The sequence below is a fragment of the Stenotrophomonas sp. YJH_SMC_33 genome, from assembly GCF_059372295.1.
In genome coordinates, this window is record NZ_JCAFVJ010000018.1 from 22,282 (window position 1) to 42,935 (window position 20,654).

The 20,654-nt window shown below is 68.2% G+C and carries 19 protein-coding genes; all 19 read left to right on the forward strand.

Going from position 1 to position 20,654, the window contains the following annotated elements; all coding sequences use genetic code 11:
* The 19 genes from fliP (at position 1) to AC5P9W_RS18900 (ending at position 20,596) form a co-directional block, all read left to right on the forward strand.
* On the forward strand, positions 1 to 780 hold the full coding sequence (gene fliP / locus AC5P9W_RS18810; RefSeq protein ID WP_019659599.1) for a flagellar type III secretion system pore protein FliP: 780 nt from the start codon (positions 1 to 3) through the stop codon (positions 778 to 780).
* Positions 781 to 840: 60 nt separating this feature from the next.
* Positions 841 to 1,110: a flagellar biosynthetic protein FliQ gene (locus tag AC5P9W_RS18815; RefSeq protein WP_005413254.1), complete on the forward strand. Its 270-nt coding sequence runs from the start codon at positions 841 to 843 to the stop codon at positions 1,108 to 1,110.
* A 13-nt stretch (positions 1,111 to 1,123) separates the two neighbouring features.
* Entirely contained in the window at positions 1,124 to 1,915 is a 792-nt protein-coding gene (gene fliR / locus AC5P9W_RS18820) for a flagellar biosynthetic protein FliR (RefSeq protein WP_049397365.1), read from the forward strand.
* Positions 1,916 to 2,189: 274 nt separating this feature from the next.
* The gene (locus AC5P9W_RS18825) at positions 2,190 to 4,325 is read left to right on the forward strand and encodes a putative bifunctional diguanylate cyclase/phosphodiesterase (protein ID WP_021203857.1); all 2,136 of its coding nucleotides are present in this window, start codon (positions 2,190 to 2,192) and stop codon (positions 4,323 to 4,325) included.
* A gap of 158 nt (positions 4,326 to 4,483) precedes the next feature.
* Complete coding sequence (flhB, locus tag AC5P9W_RS18830; protein ID WP_111104213.1) at positions 4,484 to 5,614, forward strand: flagellar biosynthesis protein FlhB; 1,131 nt, start codon at positions 4,484 to 4,486, stop codon at positions 5,612 to 5,614.
* A 44-nt stretch (positions 5,615 to 5,658) separates the two neighbouring features.
* Positions 5,659 to 7,719, forward strand: a complete 2,061-nt coding sequence (gene flhA / locus AC5P9W_RS18835) for a flagellar biosynthesis protein FlhA (RefSeq protein WP_171953159.1) — start codon at positions 5,659 to 5,661, stop codon at positions 7,717 to 7,719.
* Positions 7,720 to 7,864: 145 nt separating this feature from the next.
* Positions 7,865 to 9,481 (forward strand): flagellar biosynthesis GTPase FlhF, encoded by a 1,617-nt coding sequence (gene flhF, locus AC5P9W_RS18840; protein WP_206621680.1) that lies wholly within the window; start codon positions 7,865 to 7,867, stop codon positions 9,479 to 9,481.
* On the forward strand, positions 9,468 to 10,355 hold the full coding sequence (locus tag AC5P9W_RS18845; protein WP_005409532.1) for a MinD/ParA family ATP-binding protein: 888 nt from the start codon (positions 9,468 to 9,470) through the stop codon (positions 10,353 to 10,355). The genes flhF and AC5P9W_RS18845 overlap by 14 nt, the downstream gene beginning before the upstream one ends.
* Positions 10,352 to 11,095 carry an RNA polymerase sigma factor FliA gene (locus AC5P9W_RS18850; protein ID WP_019659593.1) on the forward strand — a complete coding sequence of 248 codons (744 nt, stop codon included), beginning with the start codon at positions 10,352 to 10,354 and terminating at the stop codon, positions 11,093 to 11,095. The genes AC5P9W_RS18845 and AC5P9W_RS18850 overlap by 4 nt, the downstream gene beginning before the upstream one ends.
* A 57-nt stretch (positions 11,096 to 11,152) precedes the next feature.
* Positions 11,153 to 11,545 carry a chemotaxis response regulator CheY gene (gene cheY, locus AC5P9W_RS18855; protein ID WP_019659592.1) on the forward strand — a complete coding sequence of 131 codons (393 nt, stop codon included), beginning with the start codon at positions 11,153 to 11,155 and terminating at the stop codon, positions 11,543 to 11,545.
* On the forward strand, positions 11,545 to 12,150 hold the full coding sequence (locus AC5P9W_RS18860) for a protein phosphatase CheZ (RefSeq protein WP_019659591.1): 606 nt from the start codon (positions 11,545 to 11,547) through the stop codon (positions 12,148 to 12,150). Before cheY ends, AC5P9W_RS18860 begins: the two co-directional genes overlap by 1 nt.
* Positions 12,151 to 12,152: 2 nt before the next feature.
* Positions 12,153 to 13,985 (forward strand): chemotaxis protein CheA, encoded by a 1,833-nt coding sequence (locus AC5P9W_RS18865; RefSeq protein WP_026346971.1) that lies wholly within the window; start codon positions 12,153 to 12,155, stop codon positions 13,983 to 13,985.
* Between the two features lie 103 nt (positions 13,986 to 14,088).
* Positions 14,089 to 14,829: a flagellar motor protein gene (locus tag AC5P9W_RS18870; RefSeq protein ID WP_010482457.1), complete on the forward strand. Its 741-nt coding sequence runs from the start codon at positions 14,089 to 14,091 to the stop codon at positions 14,827 to 14,829.
* A 1-nt stretch (position 14,830) separates the two neighbouring features.
* Complete coding sequence (gene motD / locus AC5P9W_RS18875) at positions 14,831 to 15,847, forward strand: flagellar motor protein MotD (protein ID WP_111104217.1); 1,017 nt, start codon at positions 14,831 to 14,833, stop codon at positions 15,845 to 15,847.
* Positions 15,848 to 15,851: 4 nt separating this feature from the next.
* Positions 15,852 to 16,634 carry a ParA family protein gene (locus AC5P9W_RS18880; protein WP_019659589.1) on the forward strand — a complete coding sequence of 261 codons (783 nt, stop codon included), beginning with the start codon at positions 15,852 to 15,854 and terminating at the stop codon, positions 16,632 to 16,634.
* A complete protein-coding gene (locus tag AC5P9W_RS18885) occupies positions 16,631 to 17,722 on the forward strand; it encodes a chemotaxis protein CheW (RefSeq protein ID WP_456115638.1) in 1,092 nt (363 codons plus the stop codon). The genes AC5P9W_RS18880 and AC5P9W_RS18885 overlap by 4 nt, the downstream gene beginning before the upstream one ends.
* A 169-nt stretch (positions 17,723 to 17,891) precedes the next feature.
* Positions 17,892 to 18,200 carry an STAS domain-containing protein gene (locus AC5P9W_RS18890; RefSeq protein ID WP_019659587.1) on the forward strand — a complete coding sequence of 103 codons (309 nt, stop codon included), beginning with the start codon at positions 17,892 to 17,894 and terminating at the stop codon, positions 18,198 to 18,200.
* Positions 18,197 to 18,562, forward strand: coding sequence for a response regulator (locus AC5P9W_RS18895; protein ID WP_005409521.1), 366 nt, complete (start codon positions 18,197 to 18,199; stop codon positions 18,560 to 18,562). Before AC5P9W_RS18890 ends, AC5P9W_RS18895 begins: the two co-directional genes overlap by 4 nt.
* A gap of 45 nt (positions 18,563 to 18,607) precedes the next feature.
* Positions 18,608 to 20,596, forward strand: a complete 1,989-nt coding sequence (locus tag AC5P9W_RS18900) for a chemotaxis protein CheA (protein WP_206621987.1) — start codon at positions 18,608 to 18,610, stop codon at positions 20,594 to 20,596.
* The last annotated feature ends 58 nt before the right edge of the window (positions 20,597 to 20,654 follow it).

Sequence of the window (20,654 nt, forward strand, 5' to 3'; positions counted from 1 at the left end):
ATGCGTGTCACCCGTACCCGTCTTGCCACCCTGATGCCGTGGCTGCTGTTGCTTGCCCTGTGCCTGTTGCCGGCACTGGCGTTCGCCGCGCCCGGCGCCCCGAACACGCCGCTGCCGGACATCAACGTCGGCAAGATCGGCGGTGCACCGGTCAGCCTGCCGCTGCAGACCCTGCTGCTGATGACGGCGATCACCCTGATCCCGTCGATGCTGCTGGTGCTGACCTCGTTCACCCGCATCATCATCGTGCTGGGCCTGCTGCGCCAGGCGCTGGGTACCGGGCAGACCCCGTCCAACCAGGTGCTGCTGGGCCTGGCCCTCTTCCTCACCGCGATGGTAATGATGCCGACCTGGGACAAGGCCTGGAGCGCCGGCATGGCGCCGTACCTCAATGGCGAGATCGACTTCCAGACCGCCTGGACGCTGACCACCACGCCGTTGCGCGCCTTCATGCTGGCGCAGATCCGCGAGACCGACCTGATGACCTTCGCCGGCATCGCCGGGCACGGCACCTACGCCAGCCCCGATGCGATCCCGTTCCCGGTACTGGTCGCATCGTTCGTCACCAGCGAACTGAAGACCGCTTTCGAGATCGGCTTCCTGATCTTCATCCCGTTCGTGATCATCGACCTGGTCGTGGCCAGCGTGCTGATGTCGATGGGCATGATGATGCTGTCGCCGATGCTGGTGTCGGCACCGTTCAAGATCCTGCTGTTCGTGCTGGTGGATGGCTGGGTGCTGACCGTGGGTACGTTGGCAGCCAGCTTCAATCCGGCTTGATATCCCGCGCAAAGCGCAGTCGAGCATGGCTCGACTCTACAAGAGCAGATGGACCCCCGAATGTCTCCCGAACTTGCCCTGACTGAACTGCGTGGCGGCCTGATCACCGTGTTGTGGGTGGCTGGCCCGCTGCTGCTCACCGTGCTGGTGGTGGGCGTGGTGGTGGGCGTGGTGCAGGCCGCGACCCAGCTCAACGAACCGACCATCGCCTTCGTCGCCAAGGCGGCGGCACTGACCGCGGTGCTGTTCGCGCTGGGCAGCCTGCTGATCGGCCACCTGGTTGAATTCACCACGCTGCTGTTCCAGCGAATTCCGCACCTGATCGGCTAGGACACGCGCTTCGATGGACGCCGCCACCCAGATGGCTGCCGACGGCCTTCAGGCCTTCGGCATGATCGGCACCGTACTGTGGACCATGCTGCGCATCGGCGCTGTGGCCATGGCCATGCCGATGGTCGGGACCCGCGCCGTCCCGTCACGGGTGCGCGTGGTGCTGGCTGGCACCCTGGCCATCGCACTGGCGCCGCTGCTGCCGCCAGTACCGGACTGGACTGGCTTCGATGCCGCCACGGTCCTGACCATCGCCCGCGAACTGGCCATCGGCGTGTCCATCGGCTTCCTGCTACGGCTGGTGTTCGAGGCCGGGGCGATGGCCGGCGAACTGATTGCCCAGGGCACCGGCCTGGCCTTCGCGCAGATGAGTGACCCACTGCGTGGCGGCACCTCGGGCGTGATCGGCCAGTGGTTCTATCTGCTGTTCGGCCTGCTGTTCTTCACCGCCAACGGGCACCTGGCGCTGATCTCGCTGCTGGTGGACAGCTATCGCGCACTGCCGATCGGCGCTCCGCTGCCGGACCCGCACGCGTTCTTCAGCATCGCCCCGACTTTCCTGCTGACCGTGCTACGCGGCGCGCTGACCCTGGCGATTCCGCTGACGGTGGCGATGCTGGCAGTGAATCTGGCGTTCGGCGTGCTGGCCCGGGCCGCTCCGGCGCTGAATCCGATCCAGCTGGGCCTGCCGGTCTCGTTGCTGCTGGGTCTGTTCCTGCTGGCGCTGCTGGCCGGGGAAATGGGCCCGCCGGTACAGCGCCTGTTCGATGCCGCCTTCCAGGCTGCGGACGCGGTCACACACTGACCTGATCATCACGTTTTACTGCTTGCCATGCCTTTGTTTCTGTAGAGCCGAGCCCATGCTCGGCTGTCTTCGGCAGGAGCGGCAGCCGAGCATGGGCTCGGCTCTACGGGGCGCAATTTCACGTTTTACTGCTTGCCCTTCCCCCGGGTCTGCGCGTTAGAGTGAATGCGCGGCAACCGGGGGGATGCCGCACGTGGCCGCCGCCCTGCGTCGGCCTGCCTCATGCATGCCCCACCGTGGTTTCCGTCGACAGGCAGGTCCGGGAGACTGACGAATGCTGGTAGGCACGTACAACCCGTGGCTGGTCGCAATCTCGCTGCTGGTAGCCGTGATGGCTTCCTACACTGCACTGGCAATGGCCGGGCGCACGATTACCGCGCCCGGCAAGGCCGCGGCCTGGTGGTGGCGCCTCGGTGGTGGCTTCGCCATGGGCCTGGGCATCTGGTCGATGCACTTCATCGGCATGCTCGCCTTCGATCTGCCCATTCCGCTCGGCTACGACCTGCCGATCACCCTGCTCTCGCTGGCCTTGGCGATCGCTTCGTCGGTATTCGCACTGTGGCTGGTCTCGCTGCGTACTCTGCCGCATCCACGGCTGGCCGGCGGTGCCCTGCTGATGGGCACCGGCATCGCCGGCATGCACTACGTCGGCATGGCCGCAATGCGCATGCAGCCAGGCATCGACTACGACCCGGGCTGGCTGCTGCTATCACTGATGGTGGCGGTCGCCGCCTCGTGGACAGCCCTGTATGTTGCGTTCCGCCTGCGTGGGCAGCGCACCCGTATCGGCGACCGCTTGGCCGCGGCGGGGCTGCTCGGCCTGGCGATCGTCGGCATGCACTACACCGGCATGGCCGCTGCTCGCTTTCCGGAGGGCAGCATCTGCGGCGCAGCCGTCGGCGACGGCTTGCAGAGCGAATGGCTGGCCATGCTGGTGGTGGTGCTGTCCGTGGCGATCCTCGCGGTGGTGCTGGTGGTGTCCTGGCTGGACCAGCGGGTGGAGGCGCAGCTGCTGCGACTGCGCAACTCCATGCTGAGCACCTCGTTGACCGATGCGCAGCAGGAACTGACCCAGGCCGCACTGCATGATCCGCTCACCCGCCTGCCCAACCGCCTGCTGCTGCAGCGTCGCATCGTGCAGGCACTGGCCGAGGCCGAGCAGGGCGGCAGCCGTTTCGCCGTGATGTTCATGGACCTGGACGGCTTCAAGCAGGTCAACGATGCCTACGGCCACCAGGCCGGCGATGCACTGCTGGTGGCGGTGGCCGAGCGCACCCGCCAGCTGCTGCGGCCCAACGATATGCTGGCACGACTGGGCGGTGACGAGTTCGTGCTGGTGGTACGCATCGAACACGACGAGGACCTGCCCACCCTCGCCCGGCGCATCCTGCAGGCGGTGGGCAGCGGCCCGTTGCTGCCGGACAACGAACTGCAGGTAACCGCCAGCATCGGCGTGGCAATCTGCCCCGACCACGCTGCCAGCGAACGGCAGCTGATGGCGTTTGCCGATGCGGCGATGTACCAGGCCAAGGAATCCGGACGCAACGCCTTCGTGCTGTTCGCCGACTGGATGAATGACAGCGCCGAACAACAGTTCCGGCTGCTGGCCGACCTGCGCCGGGCCATTGGCAGCGAGCAGCTGTTCCTGCACTACCAGCCCAAGATCCGCGTGGCCACGCAGAAGGTGGCCGGTGCCGAAGCGTTGATCCGCTGGCACCATCCGGAGCATGGCCTGATTCCGCCCGATCGGTTCATCCGCCTGGCCGAGCGCAGCGGCGCGATCAACGAGATCGGGCGCTGGGCGCTGGACCAGGCCTGCCTGCAACTGCGGCGCTGGCACGATGCCGGTCACGAAGGCTGGTCGATGTCGGTGAACCTGTCGCCGGTGCAGTTCAGTTCGCCGCACCTGCTGCAGGATGTGCGCGCGATGATCGAACGCCACAACATCGCTCCGCGCCACCTGGTGCTGGAAATCACCGAAAGCACGGTGATGCGCGATACCGACACCAGCTTGCGCCTGCTGCAGGCGCTGTCGGCGCTGGGCGTAGGCATATCCATCGATGACTTCGGCACTGGCTATTCCAGCCTGCTGTACCTGAAGCGGCTGCCGGCCACCGAGATCAAGATCGACCATGCGTTCGTGCGCGACCTGGAACACAGTGCAGAGGACGTGGTGATCGTCTCGGCGATCGTGGCGCTGGGCCATGCGCTGGACATGGACATCGTCGCCGAAGGCGTGGAAACCACCGCCCAGCGCGCCTACCTGGAGCGCCTGGGCTGCGACTACCTGCAGGGCTACCTGCTCGGCCGCCCGGTCGACGCGGCGCGCTTCATGCAGCTGCACGACCTGCCGCGGCCGCGGGTGGAGCTGGCGCAGAGCCCACCGTCCAGCGACAACTCTCCCCTGTAGAGCCGAGCCTGCGCTCGGCTGCTCTTCGCGCCCGATCCAAACATAGCCGAGCATGGGCTCGGCTCTACAAATAGATCCGCGCCGCGCGTGGATAGGCAACACCCCATCACGGAACAGTTCTTGCACGCCCTCCGGCAACCCCTGCCGCAGTGCCCGTGATGTCCGAGAACGAATCCGCCGGCGAAAAGACCGAACAACCGACCGAAAAACGCCTGCGCGACGCCCGCGAACAGGGCAACCTGCCGCGCTCGCGCGAGCTCGGCACGGCCGCCGTGTTCGGCGCCGGCGTGCTGGCGGTGATGGCCATGAGCGGCTCGATCGGCCGCGGCGCCACGGCCTGGATGAAGCAGGCGCTGAGCCCGGAACAGAGCCTGCGGCAGAACCCGAAGGAACTGTTCGGCCACTTCGGCGACCTGCTGATGCAGTTCATGCTGGTGATCGCGCCGCTGGTGCTGGTCTGCCTGCTGGCCAGCTTCGTCGCCCCGCTGGTGATGGGCGGCCTGCGCTGGTCGCAGAAGGCGTTGATGCCCGACATCAACCGCATGAACCCGATGAGCGGGTTCAAGCGCCTGTACGGCCCGGAGGCCATTGCCGAGTTCACCAAATCGCTGCTGCGCGTGGCCTTCGTCGGCGTCGCCGCCGGGCTGGTGGTCTGGACCGGCTTCGACACCCTGCGCGGCCTGATCCACCACCCGCTGGAGACGGCCATCACCGACGGCCTCGGCTTCACCCTGCGCCTGCTGCTGGCCACCGCCGGCGCGATGCTGGTGCTGGCCGCCATCGACGCGCCGTACCAGCGCTGGAACTGGACGCGCAAGCTGAAGATGACCCGGGAAGAGCTGCGCCGGGAAATGAAGGAAAGCGAGGGCAGCCCCGAGGTCAAGGGCCGCATCCGCCAGCTGCAGCAGCAGATGGCCAACCGCCGGATGATGGAAGCGGTACCCACCGCCGACGTGGTGGTGGTCAACCCCACCCACTACGCGGTGGCCCTGAAGTACGAGGGCGGCGCCATGAACGCCCCCACCGTGGTCGCCCTGGGCGTGGACGAGACCGCCCTGCGCATCCGTGAAGTGGCCGACGGCAACAAGGTCGCGATCGTCTCTGCCCCACCTTTGGCACGCGCCTTGTATCGGGAGGGCCAACTCGGAAAGGAAATCCCCGTGAGACTGTATTCGGCCGTCGCCCAGGTCCTGTCCTACGTCTACCAGCTGCGCGCGTGGCGCACTGGCCCGATGCCGGACGCCCCGCACATCCAGGTGGATGAATTCGGCAAGGGAGGCCGCCCGTGAGCGCCCAGCCCTCCACCGGCTTCAACACCCGCCGCGCCCTGGAAATGATCCGCCAGGGTCTTGGCGCGCCGCTGATCGTGCTGGCCCTGCTGGCCATGGTCGTGGTGCCGCTGGCCGCGCCGGTGCTCGATGCGCTGTTCACCTTCAACATTGCCATCTCGCTGATGGTGCTGCTGGCGGTGGTCTACGTGAAGCGCCCGCTGGACTTCACCATCTTCCCGATCGTGCTGCTGATCACCACCATGCTGCGGCTGGCGCTGAACGTGGCCTCCACCCGCGTGATCCTGCTCAACGGCCAGAACGGCCACGATGCCGCGGGCAAGGTCATCGCCGCCTTCGGCGAATTCGTGATCGGCGGCAACTACGCGGTGGGCATCGTGGTGTTCGCGATCCTCACCATCATCAACTTCGTGGTGATCACCAAGGGCGCCGGCCGGGTCTCGGAAGTGACCGCGCGCTTCATCCTCGACGCGATGCCCGGCAAGCAGATGGCGATCGACGCCGACCTCAACGCCGGTTTGCTGACGCGTGAAGAAGCCAAGCTGCGCCGCGAAGAAGTCCGCGAGGAAGCCGACTTCTACGGTGCGATGGACGGTGCCAGCAAGTTCATCCGCGGCGACGCCATCGCCGGCATCCTGATCCTGTTCATCAACATGCTCGGCGGCCTGGCCGTGGGTGTGCTGCAGCATGGCATGCCCTTCGGTGAAGCCGCTGCCACCTACACCCTGCTGTCGATCGGTGACGGCCTGGTGGCCCAGCTGCCGGCGCTGCTGGTCTCCAGTGCGGTGGCGATGCTGGTCACCCGCGCCTCGCGCTCGCAGGACATGGCCCAGGCCATGACCGGCCAGGTGTTCGGCCAGTACCGGGCGCTGGCGATCACCGCCGGCATCATCGGCCTGGTGGGCCTGGTGCCGGGCATGCCCAACGTCGCTTTCCTGACGCTGGCGTCGATCCTCGGCTTCATTGCCTGGAAGCTGTACCGCAAGACCCAGGCCCCGGCCGCCGATGCCGCCGCAACGGGCAAGGACCCGGCGGCGCTCAACGCCCTCGGCCGCCCGGCCGCGCCGGCGCCCACCGCCGAACTGAGCTGGGACGAACTGCGCCCGGTCGATCCGCTGGGCCTGGAGGTCGGCTACCGGCTGATTCCGCTGGTGGACAGCAACCAGGGCGGCGAACTGATGGCGCGCATCAAGGGCGTGCGCCGCAAGCTGACCCAGGATGTCGGCTTCCTGATTCCATCGGTACACATCCGCGACAACCTGGAACTGCCCGCCAACGGCTACCGCGTGCTGGTGCACGGCGTGCCGGTGGCCACCGCCGAGATCCACCCCGACCGCGAGCTCGCGCTGGACCCGGGCAGCGCGCTTGGCACGCTGGAAGGCATCGCCGGCAAGGACCCCGCGTTCGGCCTCGATGCCACCTGGATCCAACCGCACCAGCGTGCCCAGGCCGAAACGCTGGGCTACACGGTGGTCGACCCGGCCACCGTGGTCGCCACCCACCTTTCGCACCTGATCCGCGAGCACGCACCTGAGTTGCTCGGCCATGAGGAAGTGCAACACCTGCTGGCCAACCTGGCCAAGAGCGCGCCCAAGCTCGTCGAAGATCTGACGCCGAAGGCGCTGCCGCTGTCGGCGGTGGTGCGCGTGCTGCAGAACCTGCTGGTCGAGCGCATTCCGATCCGCCAGCTGCGCAAGATCGCCGAGGCACTGGTCGAACATGCGCCCAGCAGCCAGGACCCGGCCGTGCTGACCGCCGCCGTGCGCACCGCCCTGGGCCGCTTCATCGTGCAGGAGATCGCCGGAATGTCGGCGGAGCTGCCGGTGTTCACCCTCAACCCGCAATTGGAACGTGTCTTGCAGGAGTCCACGCAGGGCAACGGCGCCGCGCTGGAACCCGGACTCGCTGAGCGACTGCACCAGAGCCTGGCCGAATGTGTCAGCAAGCAGGAAGCCCGCAACGAGCCCGCGGTCGTGCTGGTACCTGGCCCGGTGCGCGCCGCGCTGGCACGCCTGGTCCGCCACAGCGTTCCGTCGCTGTCGGTCCTGGCCTACAGCGAGGTGCCGGAGGACAAGCGCCTGAAGCTGGTCGGAACGATCAGCTGACGCCGCCCGCCGACGCGCCAGAAAACAGACACCACCTTCGAACCAACGCAACAGACAGATACCAAGGGGAACCCGCACCGTGCAGACCACCGACCACCCGAGTTCCCCGGCCGCCACTCCGCCGTCTTCGCCTCGTGACCACAGCATGAAAATCAAACGATTCGTCGCCGCCGACATGCGTTCGGCCATGAACCTGGTGCGCAAGGAACATGGTCCTGATGCCGTGATCCTGTCCAACCGCCGGATCGAGGAAGGCATCGAGATCGTCGCCGCCGCCAACTACGATGAAAGCGCCGTGCAGCGTGCGCTGGAAGCCTCGCGCCGCGACGTGGCGCCGCCGCCGGCGCCCAAGCCGCGCACCGCCGCCGATGCGGTGATCGCCGCCGTCACCCGCCGTCGCAGCGCCACCCCGGCACCGGAGCCGGTCGCCGCCACCACCTCGGCGGTGGCCGCCCTCGCCCGCGCCGCGGTCGGCGCCACCGGCCGCACCTTGGACAGCGCCGACGAGATCGTGCCGACCCGCGGCAGCACAGGCTTTGCGGCCACCCTCGCGCGTGCCGCCGTCAACCAACCGGCGCTGCCGGAACAGATCTTCGCGCCGTTCGCCGAGGCCATCGTTGCACCGGCCGCCGCCGTGCCGGCCAACCGCGCCCGCTTCCAGATCGATCCGCCGCACGAGGCGCATCACGAAAGCGTGGCGCCGGCCGTGCAGCCGCCGCCGCTGCCGACCGCTACCGTCGCCGACGCGCAGCCGGCCAGCGCCGCCAGCGAACCGGCGTTGGCCGATGCCATTGTCGAAACCGCGCCGGCCCCCACCCTGGCTCCGGCTCCGGTGCTGACGGTGGTCGCCCAGGACGACGCCGAGATCCGCCAGTTGCGCCAGGAAGTGGCCGGCATGCGCCAGGTGATCGAGCGCGAGATGAACCGCTTCACCGACGAGCGCCTGCGCGGCTGCCCGGTGCGCGCCACCGCGTTGGACCTGATGGACGAATATGGCTTCGATGCCGGCCTGGCCCGCGACGTGGCCATGCAGATCCCGCTGGAGACCGAAGCCCATCGTGGCCGCGGCCTGATGCTGGGGCTGATCTCGCGCAAGCTGCCGATCGCCCCGGTCGACCCGCTGGAAGAAGGCGGCGTGATCGCCCTGGTCGGCCCGACCGGCGCCGGCAAGACCACCACCATCGCCAAGCTGGCCTCGCGATTCGCCGAGAAGCACGCGCCGCGTGACGTCGCCCTGGTCACCACCGATACCGCCCGCATCGGCGCCCGCGAGCAGCTGTACGGCTACGGCCGCCAGCTCGGCATCGCGGTGCACGAGGCCAACAGCGGCACCGACCTGGACCAGCTGCTGGAACGCCTGAAGGACTACAAGCTGGTGCTGATCGACACCGCCGGGCTGGGCCCGCGCGACCGCGCGCTGGCCGCCCAGCTGCAGTGGCTGCGTGCCGCCCGCCAGGTGCGCACCCTGCTGGTGCTGCCGGCCAATACCAGCTTCGGCGACATGGACGAGGTGGTCCGCCGCTTCGGCGCCGCCAACCTGCAGGGTCTGGTGCTGAGCAAGCTGGACGAGACCGGCCGCTTCGGCAACGCCCTGTCTGTGGCCGTGGACCATGCCCTGCCGATCACCTGGGTGACCGATGGCCAGGACGTCCCGGAGGACCTGCACCGGGCCAGTGCAGCCAATCTCGTACTTCGCCTTGAAGATTTGCGCCGAGCGGCCGATATGCCCTGCAACCCGGAGTTGAACCATGCCGTCGCGTGAGTACGCCAAGCTGACCAAGACCTTCCCGCTGTCGGCCACCCGCAGCGAGCCGCTCGGCCCTGTGCGCACCATCGCGGTGACCGGCGGCAAGGGCGGCGTGGGCAAGACCAACGTCTCGGCCAACCTGGCTGTGGCGCTGGCGGGCATGGGCAAGCGCACGCTGCTGCTGGACGCCGACCTGGGCCTGGCCAACATCGACGTGATCCTGGGCTTGAACCCCACCTTTACGCTGGCCGACCTGGTGGCCGGCCGCTGCTCGCTGGACGACGTCATCGTCGAAGGCCCGAACGGCGTGCTGGTGGTCCCGGCCGCTTCCGGCCGCCGGCACATGGCCGAGCTGGCCCCGGCCGAGCATGTCGGCCTGGTCAACGTGTTCTCCGAACTGGAACGCGAGCTGGACATCATGGTGGTCGATACCGCCGCCGGCATCACCGACGGCGTGCTGACCTTCTGCCAGGCCGCGCAGGACACCGTGGTGGTGGTCTGTGACGAACCGGCCTCGATCACCGACGCCTACGCACTGATCAAGGTGCTGTCGCGCGAGCGCGGCGTGGACCGCATCCAGGTGGTGGCCAACATGGTGCGCGATCCCAACGAGGGCCGCGTGCTGTACGAAAAGCTGACCCGCGTGTGCGAGAAGTTCCTCGCCGATGTCTCGCTGAACTACCTGGGCTGCGTGCCGCAGGACGACTGGCTGCGCCTGTCGGTGCAGCGCCAGCAACCGGTGGTGAAGGCCTACCCGTCCAGCCCGGCCGCGCTGGCGATCACCGAGATCGCGCGCCGCACCGCACGCTGGCAGGCGCCGACCGAACCGCGTGGCGGCGTCGAGTTCTTCCTCGAGCGCATTCTCAAGCAGCGCGGGGTGGCCGCATGAAAGGCGCAGCCCAGTACCGGGAGGTCCAGCGCTCGGCGGCCAACGAGGTCATCTCCCAGCACTCGGACCTGGTGCGGCGCATCGCCCACCACCTGGCCGCACGCCTGCCGGCGAGCGTGGAGGTGGACGACCTGATCCAGGCCGGCATGATGGGGCTGATCGAAGCGTCGCGCAGCTACGACGCCGACCAGGGCGCCTCGTTCGAGACCTACGCCTCGATCCGCATCCGCGGTTCGATGATCGACGAGATCCGCCGTGGCGACTGGGTGCCGCGCTCGGTGCATCGCCGCGCACGCGACGCCGCTGCCACCATCCGCCGCCTGGAACAGAGCACCGGCCGTGCCGCCAGCGCCACCGAAGTGGCCGCCGCGATGGAGATGCCGCTGCCCGAATACCTGCGGCTGATGGAAGACGCCGCGCGTGGCCAGGTGCTGAGCCTGGAGTCACGCATCGAGGACCAGGGCGAGCTGGACACCGTCGCCCAGGGCGGCCCGACCCCGCAGCAGGTGCTGGAGCGCGGCGAGTTCGGCCGCGAGCTGGGCAAGGCCATCGGCCACCTGCCCGAGCGCGAACAGCTGGTGCTCTCGCTCTATTACGAGCAGGAACTGAACCTGAAGGAGATCGGCGCGGTGCTCGGCGTGAGCGAGTCGCGGGTCTGCCAGATCCACGGCCAGGCCGTGCTGCGCCTGCGTGGACGATTGAAGATTTTCGAGGCGGCCGACGCCGGCCTGGAAGAGTGAACATGCCCGAGGCGGCTGCCCCCGGCCACCCGGAATGAACAACAAAGGAACTCTGCTTTGAACAAGAACATGCGCATCCTGATCGTCGACGACTTCTCGACCATGCGTCGCATCGTCAAGAACCTGCTGGGCGATCTTGGCTTCACCAATACCGCCGAAGCCGAGGACGGGCATGCCGCGCTGTCGCTGCTGCAGAGCCAGTCCTTCGATTTCGTCGTCACCGACTGGAACATGCCGGTGATGACCGGCATCGAGCTGCTCAAGGCGATCCGCGCCGATGCCAAGCTGAAGACCCTGCCAGTGCTGATGGTCACTGCCGAAGCCAAGCGCGAACAGATCATCGAGGCCGCCCAGAACGGCGTGAACGGCTACATCATCAAGCCCTTCACCGCGCAGACGCTGGAAGAGAAGCTCGGCAAGATCTTCGAACGCCTGGCGGCCAGCGCCTGATGGATACCACGGTCGACAAGAACGCCCTGGCCCTGCGCCTGCAGGAAGCCCTGGACGCACTGGAGTCCGGTGACGAAGCTGCCTGGCGGCAACGCATCGACGGACTGGTCGCGCTGCGCACGCAGCCGATGATGAGCGGCCTGTCGCGGCTGGCCCGCGAGCTGGGACAGGCGCTGGGTGAACTGCCGACCGTGCCCAGCGAGGCCGGTGAGCTGGATGACGCCTGCGCGCGCCTGGACCACGTGGTGGCGATGACCGAACAGGCCACCCACCGCACCCTGGACCTGGCCGAGGAATGCCGCAGCCTGACCGAACAGCTGCGTGCCGAAGGCCTGCAGCCAGGCCAGGACGCGCAGCTCGAGCGCATCCGCCACAACCTGACCGAGATCGCCCTGACCCAGAGCTACCAGGACCTGACCGGGCAGATCATCCGCCGCGTGGTCGGCATTGTCCGCCGCGTCCACGAAGGCTTCGGCGCACTCGGCCTGCCGCCGGAACAGCATCGCACCGACCCGGCACTGGCCGGGCCGGCACTGAAGGGACTGGACCGCCACGCGGTCTCGCAGAACGACGCCGACGACCTGTTGTCGGATCTGGGGCTGTAAGCATGAGCGCGGTATCCGACGACATCACTGCCGATTTCATCATCGAGGCGCAGGAGATCCTGGACCGCCTCGGCGAACAGCTGGTGTCGCTGGAGCAGGCACCGCAGGACAGCGACCAGCTCAATGCGGTGTTCCGCGGCTACCACACGCTCAAGGGCGGCGCCGGCTTCCTCGGCGTCACTGCCATGGTCGAGCTGTGCCACGCCGCTGAGGAGGCGCTGGGCGCGGCGCGCGCCGGCCAGGCCGTGCTGCAGGCCCACCACTTCGACGCGGCCCAGCAATCACTGGATTACCTGCAGTCGATGCTGGACGCCGTGTCGTCCGGCACCGAGCCGGGCTATGCGCCGCCGGACCTGATCGCCCAGTTCGACGTGCACGGGGGTGCCGTGGCTGCGCCCGCCGCCGCCGCAGCACCCGCCGCGGGGGGCAGCGACCTGATCACCGACGACGAATTCGAGGCGCTGCTCGACCAGCTGCACGGTGGCAATGCTCCGACTGCGATCGCGCCGGCAAAAAAAGCCGACGACGGCCTGATCAGCGAGGACGAGTTCGAAGCCCTGCTCGACCAGTTGCACGGTGGCGCCGCACCGGGTGCCAAGCCTGCTGCAGTCCTGGCACCGGCGCCGGCGCCCGCGCCGCGCCCGGTCGCTGCACCGGCACCCGTGGCCAAGCCGGCGGCCAAGCCGCTGGCCGAGGCCGAACACACGGTGCGCGTTGATACCAAACGCCTGGACGCGATCGTCAACCTGATCGGCGAACTGGTGCTGTCGCGCAATCGGCTCAAGACCCTGCGTGCACGCCTGCGCGATGAAGAGCTGGACCGCGCCGTGTCGACGCTGGATATCGCCACCGCGCGCCTGCAATCGGCGGTGATGCGCACCCGCATGCAGCCGGTGGGCAAGGTGTTCTCGCGGTTCCCCAAGGTCGCCCGCGACGTTGCCCGCTCGCTGAAGAAGGAAGTGGACCTGGAGCTGATCGGTGCCGAGACCGAGCTCGACCGCAACCTGGTCGAGGCCCTGGCCGACCCGCTGGTGCACCTGGTCCGCAACGCCATCGACCATGGCGTGGAAATGCCCGACCTGCGCGAAGCACAAGGCAAGCCGCGGATGGGCCATGTACGCCTGTCGGCGCAGCAGGAAGGCGACTACGTCAGCATCGAGGTGCAGGACGATGGCGCCGGCATCGATCCGGAGAAGCTGCGCGCGAAGGCGCGTGAGAAAGGCCTGATCGATCCGGAGGCCGCTGCCCGCCTGAGCAGCGAGGAGTGCCTGCACCTGGTGTTCCTGCCGGGCTTCTCGACCAAGCAGCAGGTCACCGATATCTCCGGCCGTGGCGTCGGCATGGACGTGGTGCAGTCGCGCATCCGCGAACTGAGCGGCCAGATCCAGATCCAGTCGGAACTGGGTCGTGGCAGCCGCTTCCTGATCCGCGTGCCGCTCACCCTGGCGATCCTGCCGACCCTGCTGGTGCAGGCCGGCGAGGACGTCTACGCACTACCCCTGGCACGCGTGATGGAAGTGCTGCACGCGCCGCGCACCTCGCTGGGCTGGTTCGATGGCCGCGCCGTGCTTGATCGCCGCTCGCACACCCTGCCGCTGGTCGACCTGCGCCAGTGGCTGGATGTGACACCGGCCGCGTCAACCCTGCTGACCATCGTGGTGCTGCAGGCCGGCGAAGCCCGCTTCGGGCTGGTCGTGGACCAGGTGCGCGGGCGTGAGGAAGTGGTCATCAAGCCACTGCCGAAGGCCCTGCGAGGCCTGCGCGGTTATGCCGGTGCAACCTTGATCGGCGATGGTCGCATGGCCCTGATCCTGGACGTGGACGGGCTGCGTTGAACCCCGCCAGGGCCATGCCCGGCAACCCGAAAAACTGTGACTACCGTCTGTACGCGATCTACCGGTGTCTCAAGTCCCATTCATACACGCCGATACCGGAACCATGGATAGACTCAGCCTCATTGGACTCTTTCTCGCCCTGGCCTCGCTGGTCGGCGGCAGCATCCTCAAGGGCGCCGGCCTGGCGTCGTTGTGGTCGCCTGCGGCGTTCGTGATCGTCATCGTCGGCACCGTCGCCGCGATCCTGCTGCATACCTCGCCGGCGGTGTTCAAGCATGCGTTCAAGATCGTGCGCTGGGTCGTGCGCCCGCCACACAGTGATCGCCGCGAACTGATCCAGCAGATCGTCGAGTGGAGCAACATCGCCCGCCGCCAGGGCCTGCTGGGCCTGGAATCGCAGGTGGAAGCGCAGCAGGACCCGTTCCTGCGCAAGGGCCTGCAGCTGCTGGTGGACGGCGTCGAGCCCGAATCGATGCGGCACATGCTGGAAATCGAACTGGGCAGCCAGGAACACCAGGACCAGGCCGGCGCCAAGGTCTTCGAAGCGATGGGCATCTACGCCCCGACCCTCGGCATCATCGGAGCCGTGCTCGGCCTGATCGCGGTGATGAAGAACCTGGCCGACCCGAGCAAGCTCGGCCACGGCATCGCCGCAGCATTCACCGCCACCATCTACGGCATCGCCTCGGCCAACCTGCTGTTCCTGCCGGTGGCTGCCAAGCTCAAGAGTGTGATCTCGCACAACACCCGCGACCGCGAAATGGTCATTGAAGGCCTGATTTCGATCGCCCAGGGCGAGAACCCGCGCAACATCGAAACCAACCTTTCCGGCTTCCTGCACTGACATGGCCCGCCGCAAGCACCACGAAGAGCACGCCAACCATGAAGCATGGGCGATCCCCTATGCCGACCTGATGACGCTGCTGCTCGCCTTTTTCGTGGTCATGTACGCGATCTCCTCGGTCAACGAGGGCAAGTACCGGATCATGGCCGACGCGCTCACCGATGCCTTCGGTGGCGCACCGCGCACGATCAACCCGGTGCAGGTGGGGAACAAGCAGGTGCAGGGTGGCGGCTGGGACAGCCCTTCGGTGATCAAGTCCGGCACCAAGATCGGCCCCTCCGCGCCGGCGCCGTCGCACGACCCGACCCTGCTGCCGTCGATGGCCTCGCAGATGCGCATGCCGGTCTCCGTGCACAACCAGGAACAGATCGCCCGTGCCGAGCGCCAGCTCAACAGCATCGCCGACCGCCTCACCGCTGCATTGGCGCCGCTGATCGACCGCGGCATGATCAGCGTGCGCCGCACCGAGTTGTGGATTGAAGTGGAGATCAACAGCGACATCCTGTTCCCCACCGGCTCGGCCGCGCTGGACGTGCATGCACGGCAGACGCTGGCCAGCCTCGCCGAGGTGCTGCGTGACGTGCCCAACAGCGTGCGCGTGGAAGGCCACACCGACAACGTGCCGATCGCCACCGCCACCTTCCCTTCGAACTGGGAACTGTCGGCCGGACGCGCCGCCAGCGTGGTGCATCTGTTCGCCGACCAGGGCCTGCAGCCGTCGCGGCTGGCGATGGTCGGCTATGGCCAGTTCCGTCCGCGCGAAGAGAACGACAGCGCGCAGGGGCGCAACCGCAACCGCCGGGTGATGGTCATCATCCTGGCCGACACCTCGCATTCGGTGGATCCGCTCGGCCAGCGCCTCAATGCGGCCACCGGCGCCGTCGACAACAGCACCACCGAACAAGCCGCCGCAACTCCGGCCAGCGCCCCCACCTCCCCCATCGCACCGGTGAAGTTGCCGCCGGTGCCGGCTGGCAGCCGCGTCGGCGCCGCCGTTCCCCCGGCAATGAAGGAGTAAACCGATGCGCATCTGGGCAATCGCCAACCAGAAGGGCGGAGTCGGCAAGACCACCACCACCCTCGCCCTCGGCCGCGGCCTGGCCGCGCTCGGCCATCGCGTGCTGCTGATCGATCTCGATCCGCACGCCTCGCTCAGCCGCGCCTTCGGCGTACCGGTGGATCCGCCGCCGGCCGGTGTGCTGGAACTGTTCGGCGCTCCGCCGGCCGATCTTTCCAGCCTGTGCCATGCCAGCAGCATCCAAGGCCTGGACTATGTCTGCGCGCAGTCGGCGCTGGCCACGCTGGAGCGCCGCAGCGCCAACCAGCCCGGCCTCGGCCTGGCCCTGCAGAACGCACTGGCGCGCCACCAGGGCCAGCACGACTACATCCTGCTGGACTGTGCCCCCACCCTTGGCCTGTTGATGATCAACGCGCTGGCCGCTGCCGACCGCCTGATCATCCCCACCCAGGCCGAGCCGCTGGCCCTGCATGGCCTGGACGGCATGGTCCGCACCGGCGAGATGGTCGAGCGCTCGCGCCGCCGCCCGCTGCCGATCTCGATCCTGCCGACCCTGTTCGACCGCCGCACCCGCGCCGGCAACGAGTCGCTGCGCACCATGCAGGATCGTCATGGCACCCGCGTGTGGGAAGACGCCATTCCGATCGACACCCGCATCAGCAATGCCGCAGGCCTGACCCTGCCCAGCGTTGGTGAGGAGTACCCGGGCCGCGGCCTGGCCGCCTATCGCCGCGCACTGAACTGGATCCTCGGTGAGGATGCCCGCGCCCTGGAGCAGGCCGCATGAACAGCACCGGCGTACTGGACGACTATCTGGACGAACTGCTGGGCGAAGCGATCGCTCCGGCGGCCGTCGTGCTTCCAACGCCGGACAGCGTCGCCCCGGCCCCGGCCAGCATATCGCAACCGGAACATGAGCCGACCTGGGATGACCTGCCGGCCGAGGTGATCTACGAGACCGACACCGTCGCCGCGGCGCCTGCCGCGGACAACGCCGCGCTCGAAGCCGCCTTCGAGGCCGCCGCAATGCCGGTCGCCGCTCCCGAGCGGGAACCGACCTGGGATGATCTGCCTGACGAGGTGATCCACGAGACGGCCCCGGCCAAGGCCGGCCCGGAGCCCACCTGGGACGACCTGCCCGACGAAGTGATCTACGAGACCGACGCGGCCGACAGCCATCACCTCGCCCACACTGACAGCCCCGGCCTGCAGGCTGCGTTCGAGGCCGCTGCCGGCGGCGCGGATGTCCCCACGCCGCCCCCGGCCGTGGTAGCGCCCCCAGCGCCGCGCCCTGCACCCGCGCCTGCCCCGGCTGCGCCCGCTGCCGTCGCGCCGCCGCCCCGCGTTGCCGTGGATGCCCCGGCCACCAACCGTCCCGGCACCTGGCAGGAACTGCAGGCACAGGCTCTCCAGCCCGCCAGCAGCCCGCATCCGCAGAACCGCCGCGCAGGCGAGCGCACCTCGCGCTGGCTGCGCCTGCGTTGCGGCACCCAGGCTTATGCGCTGGAACTGCTGAAGGTGCAGGAAGTGGTGCTGCCAGTTCCCCTGCTGCCATTGCGCGGCACCGCACCAGCGATGCTCGGCATCATGAACCTTCGGGGCCAGGTGGTACCGGTGATGGATCTCGGCCTGCACCTGGGTGCGGCCGCTGCCGAAGACGATTCGCAGACCCGCATCGTGGTGCTGGAGGAAGACGGCGAAACCATCGGCCTGCGCGTGTCGGCGGTGGAAGATGTCGCCAACCTTACCGACTCGCAGATCGAGCCGCCTGATACCGCGCGCATCTGCCAGATTTCCAACGACCTGTTCCGTGGCGTCGCCCGGGTCAGCCAGCGTCCGATGATCCTGCTCGACGCCACACGGCTGTTGAGTTGAGTCGGCGCTTTGCGCCGACGCGGTGCCTGTCGGGGACTGCAGGTGCCGATGCGCAGCATTGGCATCTCCCGTCCCCGAACAACACCGCATCGGCGCACCGCGTCGATTCCCCTAAAGAACCCTGCCGGGGTGCCGTTATGGATCACGGAACCGTTTGTCCGGAGCAACGATGAGCACTGTCGAACTGGGTGGGGATCTCGGCATCGAGAGCAGCACCGAGCTCAAGAACCGCCTCGCCCCGCTGGTGGCGCAGGCAGGCGAGCTGACCCTGGATGCAAGCCAGGTCGCCCGCATCCACACGGCCGCCGTGCAGGTGCTGTGTGCATTCGTGCAGGCCCGCCGCGAGGCAGGCCTGGGCACCGGCTTCCACGGTTGCACCGCAACCTTCCGTGACGCCGCGCGCCTGCTGGGCGTCACCCAGGCCCTGGGCCTGGACGCAACCCATGACAACCTGAAATCTGTGGAGAACGCTGCATGAGCGCACGTATCTTGGTGGTGGACGATTCGGCGTCGATGCGCCAGATGGTTTCCTTCGCCCTCACCTCGGCCGGTTTTGCCGTCGAAGAAGCCGAAGACGGCGCGGTCGCGCTCGGTCGCGCCAAGGGCCAGCGCTTCAACGCGGTGGTCACCGACGTCAACATGCCGAACATGGACGGCATCGCGCTGATCCGCGAACTGCGCCAGCTGCCGGACTACAAGTTCACCCCGCTGCTGATGCTGACCACCGAATCGGCTGCCGACAAGAAGTCCGAAGGCAAGGCCGCCGGTGCCACCGGCTGGCTGGTCAAGCCGTTCAATCCGGAACAGCTGGTCGCCACCGTGCAGAAAGTGCTGGGCTGATCGCCCCGCACCGCTCCCCTTCTTCGCTTCCGGACCGCCACTGCCATGAGCATGGACCTGCAACGCTTCCACGCCACCTTCTTCGAGGAGAGCCGCGAAGGCCTCGACGCGATGGAGGCTGGCCTGCTGGCCCTGGAATCGGGGCAGCAGGACGCGGAGATCATCAATTCGGTGTTCCGCGCCGCCCATTCGATCAAGGGCGGCGCCGGCACCTTCGGCTTCGATGCCATCGCCGGCCTGACCCACGTGCTGGAAACGCTGCTCGATGAGCTGCGTGCCGGCAAGCGGGCGCTGGAAGGCCATGCCGTCGACGCCATGCTGTCTTCGGTGGACGTGCTTCGCGCCCTGCTGCGCGAAGCCGAACACGGCCAGGCTGCCGACCCCGCCGCTGTCGCCGCAGTGAAGGCGCGCCTGGAAGCCGTTCTCTCCGGCCAGGCCGCATCGAGCGCTCCGGTCGCGGCAGCGGCCAAGGTGGACGATACCCCTGAAGCCTGGCAGATCGGTTTCACTCCAGCGCCGTCGCTGTTCATGAGTGGCAACGATCCGCTGCGCATCATCCGCGAACTGGAACACCTCGGCTCGCTGCAGGTCGCCGCGCGCATGGAACGCCTGCCCGGCTTCGCCCAGCTCGACCCGCTGGAGGCCCACCTGGCGTGGGATCTGGGCCTGGTCGGCAAGGTGCCGCGCAGCAAGATCGAAGACACCTTCGCCTGGGTGCTGGACGACTGCGAACTGGACATCCGTCCGGCCGCGCCGCCAAGCCTGGCCACCCAGGCCCCGGCCGCAGCGCCCCCCGCTCCGGTGGCAGCGGCGCCGTCGGCACCTGCCGCGCCAGCCGCCAGTGGCGGCGCCAACCAGGAAGCGGAAACCTCGATCCGCGTCAGCGTCGACAAGGTCGATGCGCTGATCAACCTGGTCGGCGAACTGGTCATCACCCAGGCCATGCTCAAGCAGGTCTCGCACGCGCTGGACCCGGTCCACGCCGAGAGCCTGTTCGCCGGCCTGGACCAGCTTGAACGCAACACACGCGACCTGCAGGAAGCGGTGATCGGCGTGCGAATGCTGCCGGTCGATGCGGTGTTCCGTCGCTTCCCGCGCCTGGTCCGCGACCTGTCCAGCCGCCTCGGCAAGCAGGTGCGCCTGCGCACCGTCGGCGAAGGTACCGAGCTGGACAAGGGCCTGATCGAGAAGATCGCCGATCCGCTGGTGCACCTGGTGCGCAACTCGATCGACCACGGCCTGGAAATGCCCGACGTGCGCCGCGGTGCAGGCAAGGACGAGACCGGCACGATCACCCTGGCGGCCTCGCATCAGGGCGGCCATATCGTCATCGAAGTCAGCGACGATGGCCGTGGCCTGGACCGCGCCAAGATCCTGGCCAAGGCTCACGAACGCGGCCTGGCCGTGCCGGACAACCCGACCGATTCGCAGGTCTGGGACCTGATCTTCCAGCCAGGCTTCTCCACGGCCGATGCGGTCACCGACCTGTCCGGGCGTGGTGTCGGCATGGACGTGGTCCGCCGCAACATCCAGGCACTGGGCGGCGAGGTGCAGATCGAAAGCAGCCTCGGTACCGGCACCCGCACGCTGATCCGCCTGCCGCTGACCCTGGCCATCCTCGACGGCATGACCGTAGCGGTGGCCGGCGAAACCCTGATCCTGCCCCTGGCGTACGTGCTGGAGGCGCTGCAGCCGCAGGCCGAGGACATCCGCAGCATGGCCGGCGAGGGCCGCGTGCTGCGCGTGCGTGGCGAGTACCTGCCGATCCTCTCGCTGAGCGAGTACTACGGCTACGGCAACCGCGCACCCGGCAGCGAATCGCTGGTGGTGGTGGTCGAAGGTGATGGCCAGAAGATCGCGCTGGAGGTGGACGAACTGGTCGGCCAGCAGCAGGTCGTGGTGAAGAACATCGAGAACAACTACCGCCGCATCGGCGGAGTATCCGGCGCCACCATCCTCGGCGACGGCCGGGTCGCGCTGATCGTCGACATCGGTGGGTTGGTGCGCTCGCTGCGGATGCCGCAGGCGGCCTGATCCACGCTGCATGCGAACCATGGACCGCCGCCCCTCGGGGCGGCGGTTTTCGTTTGTG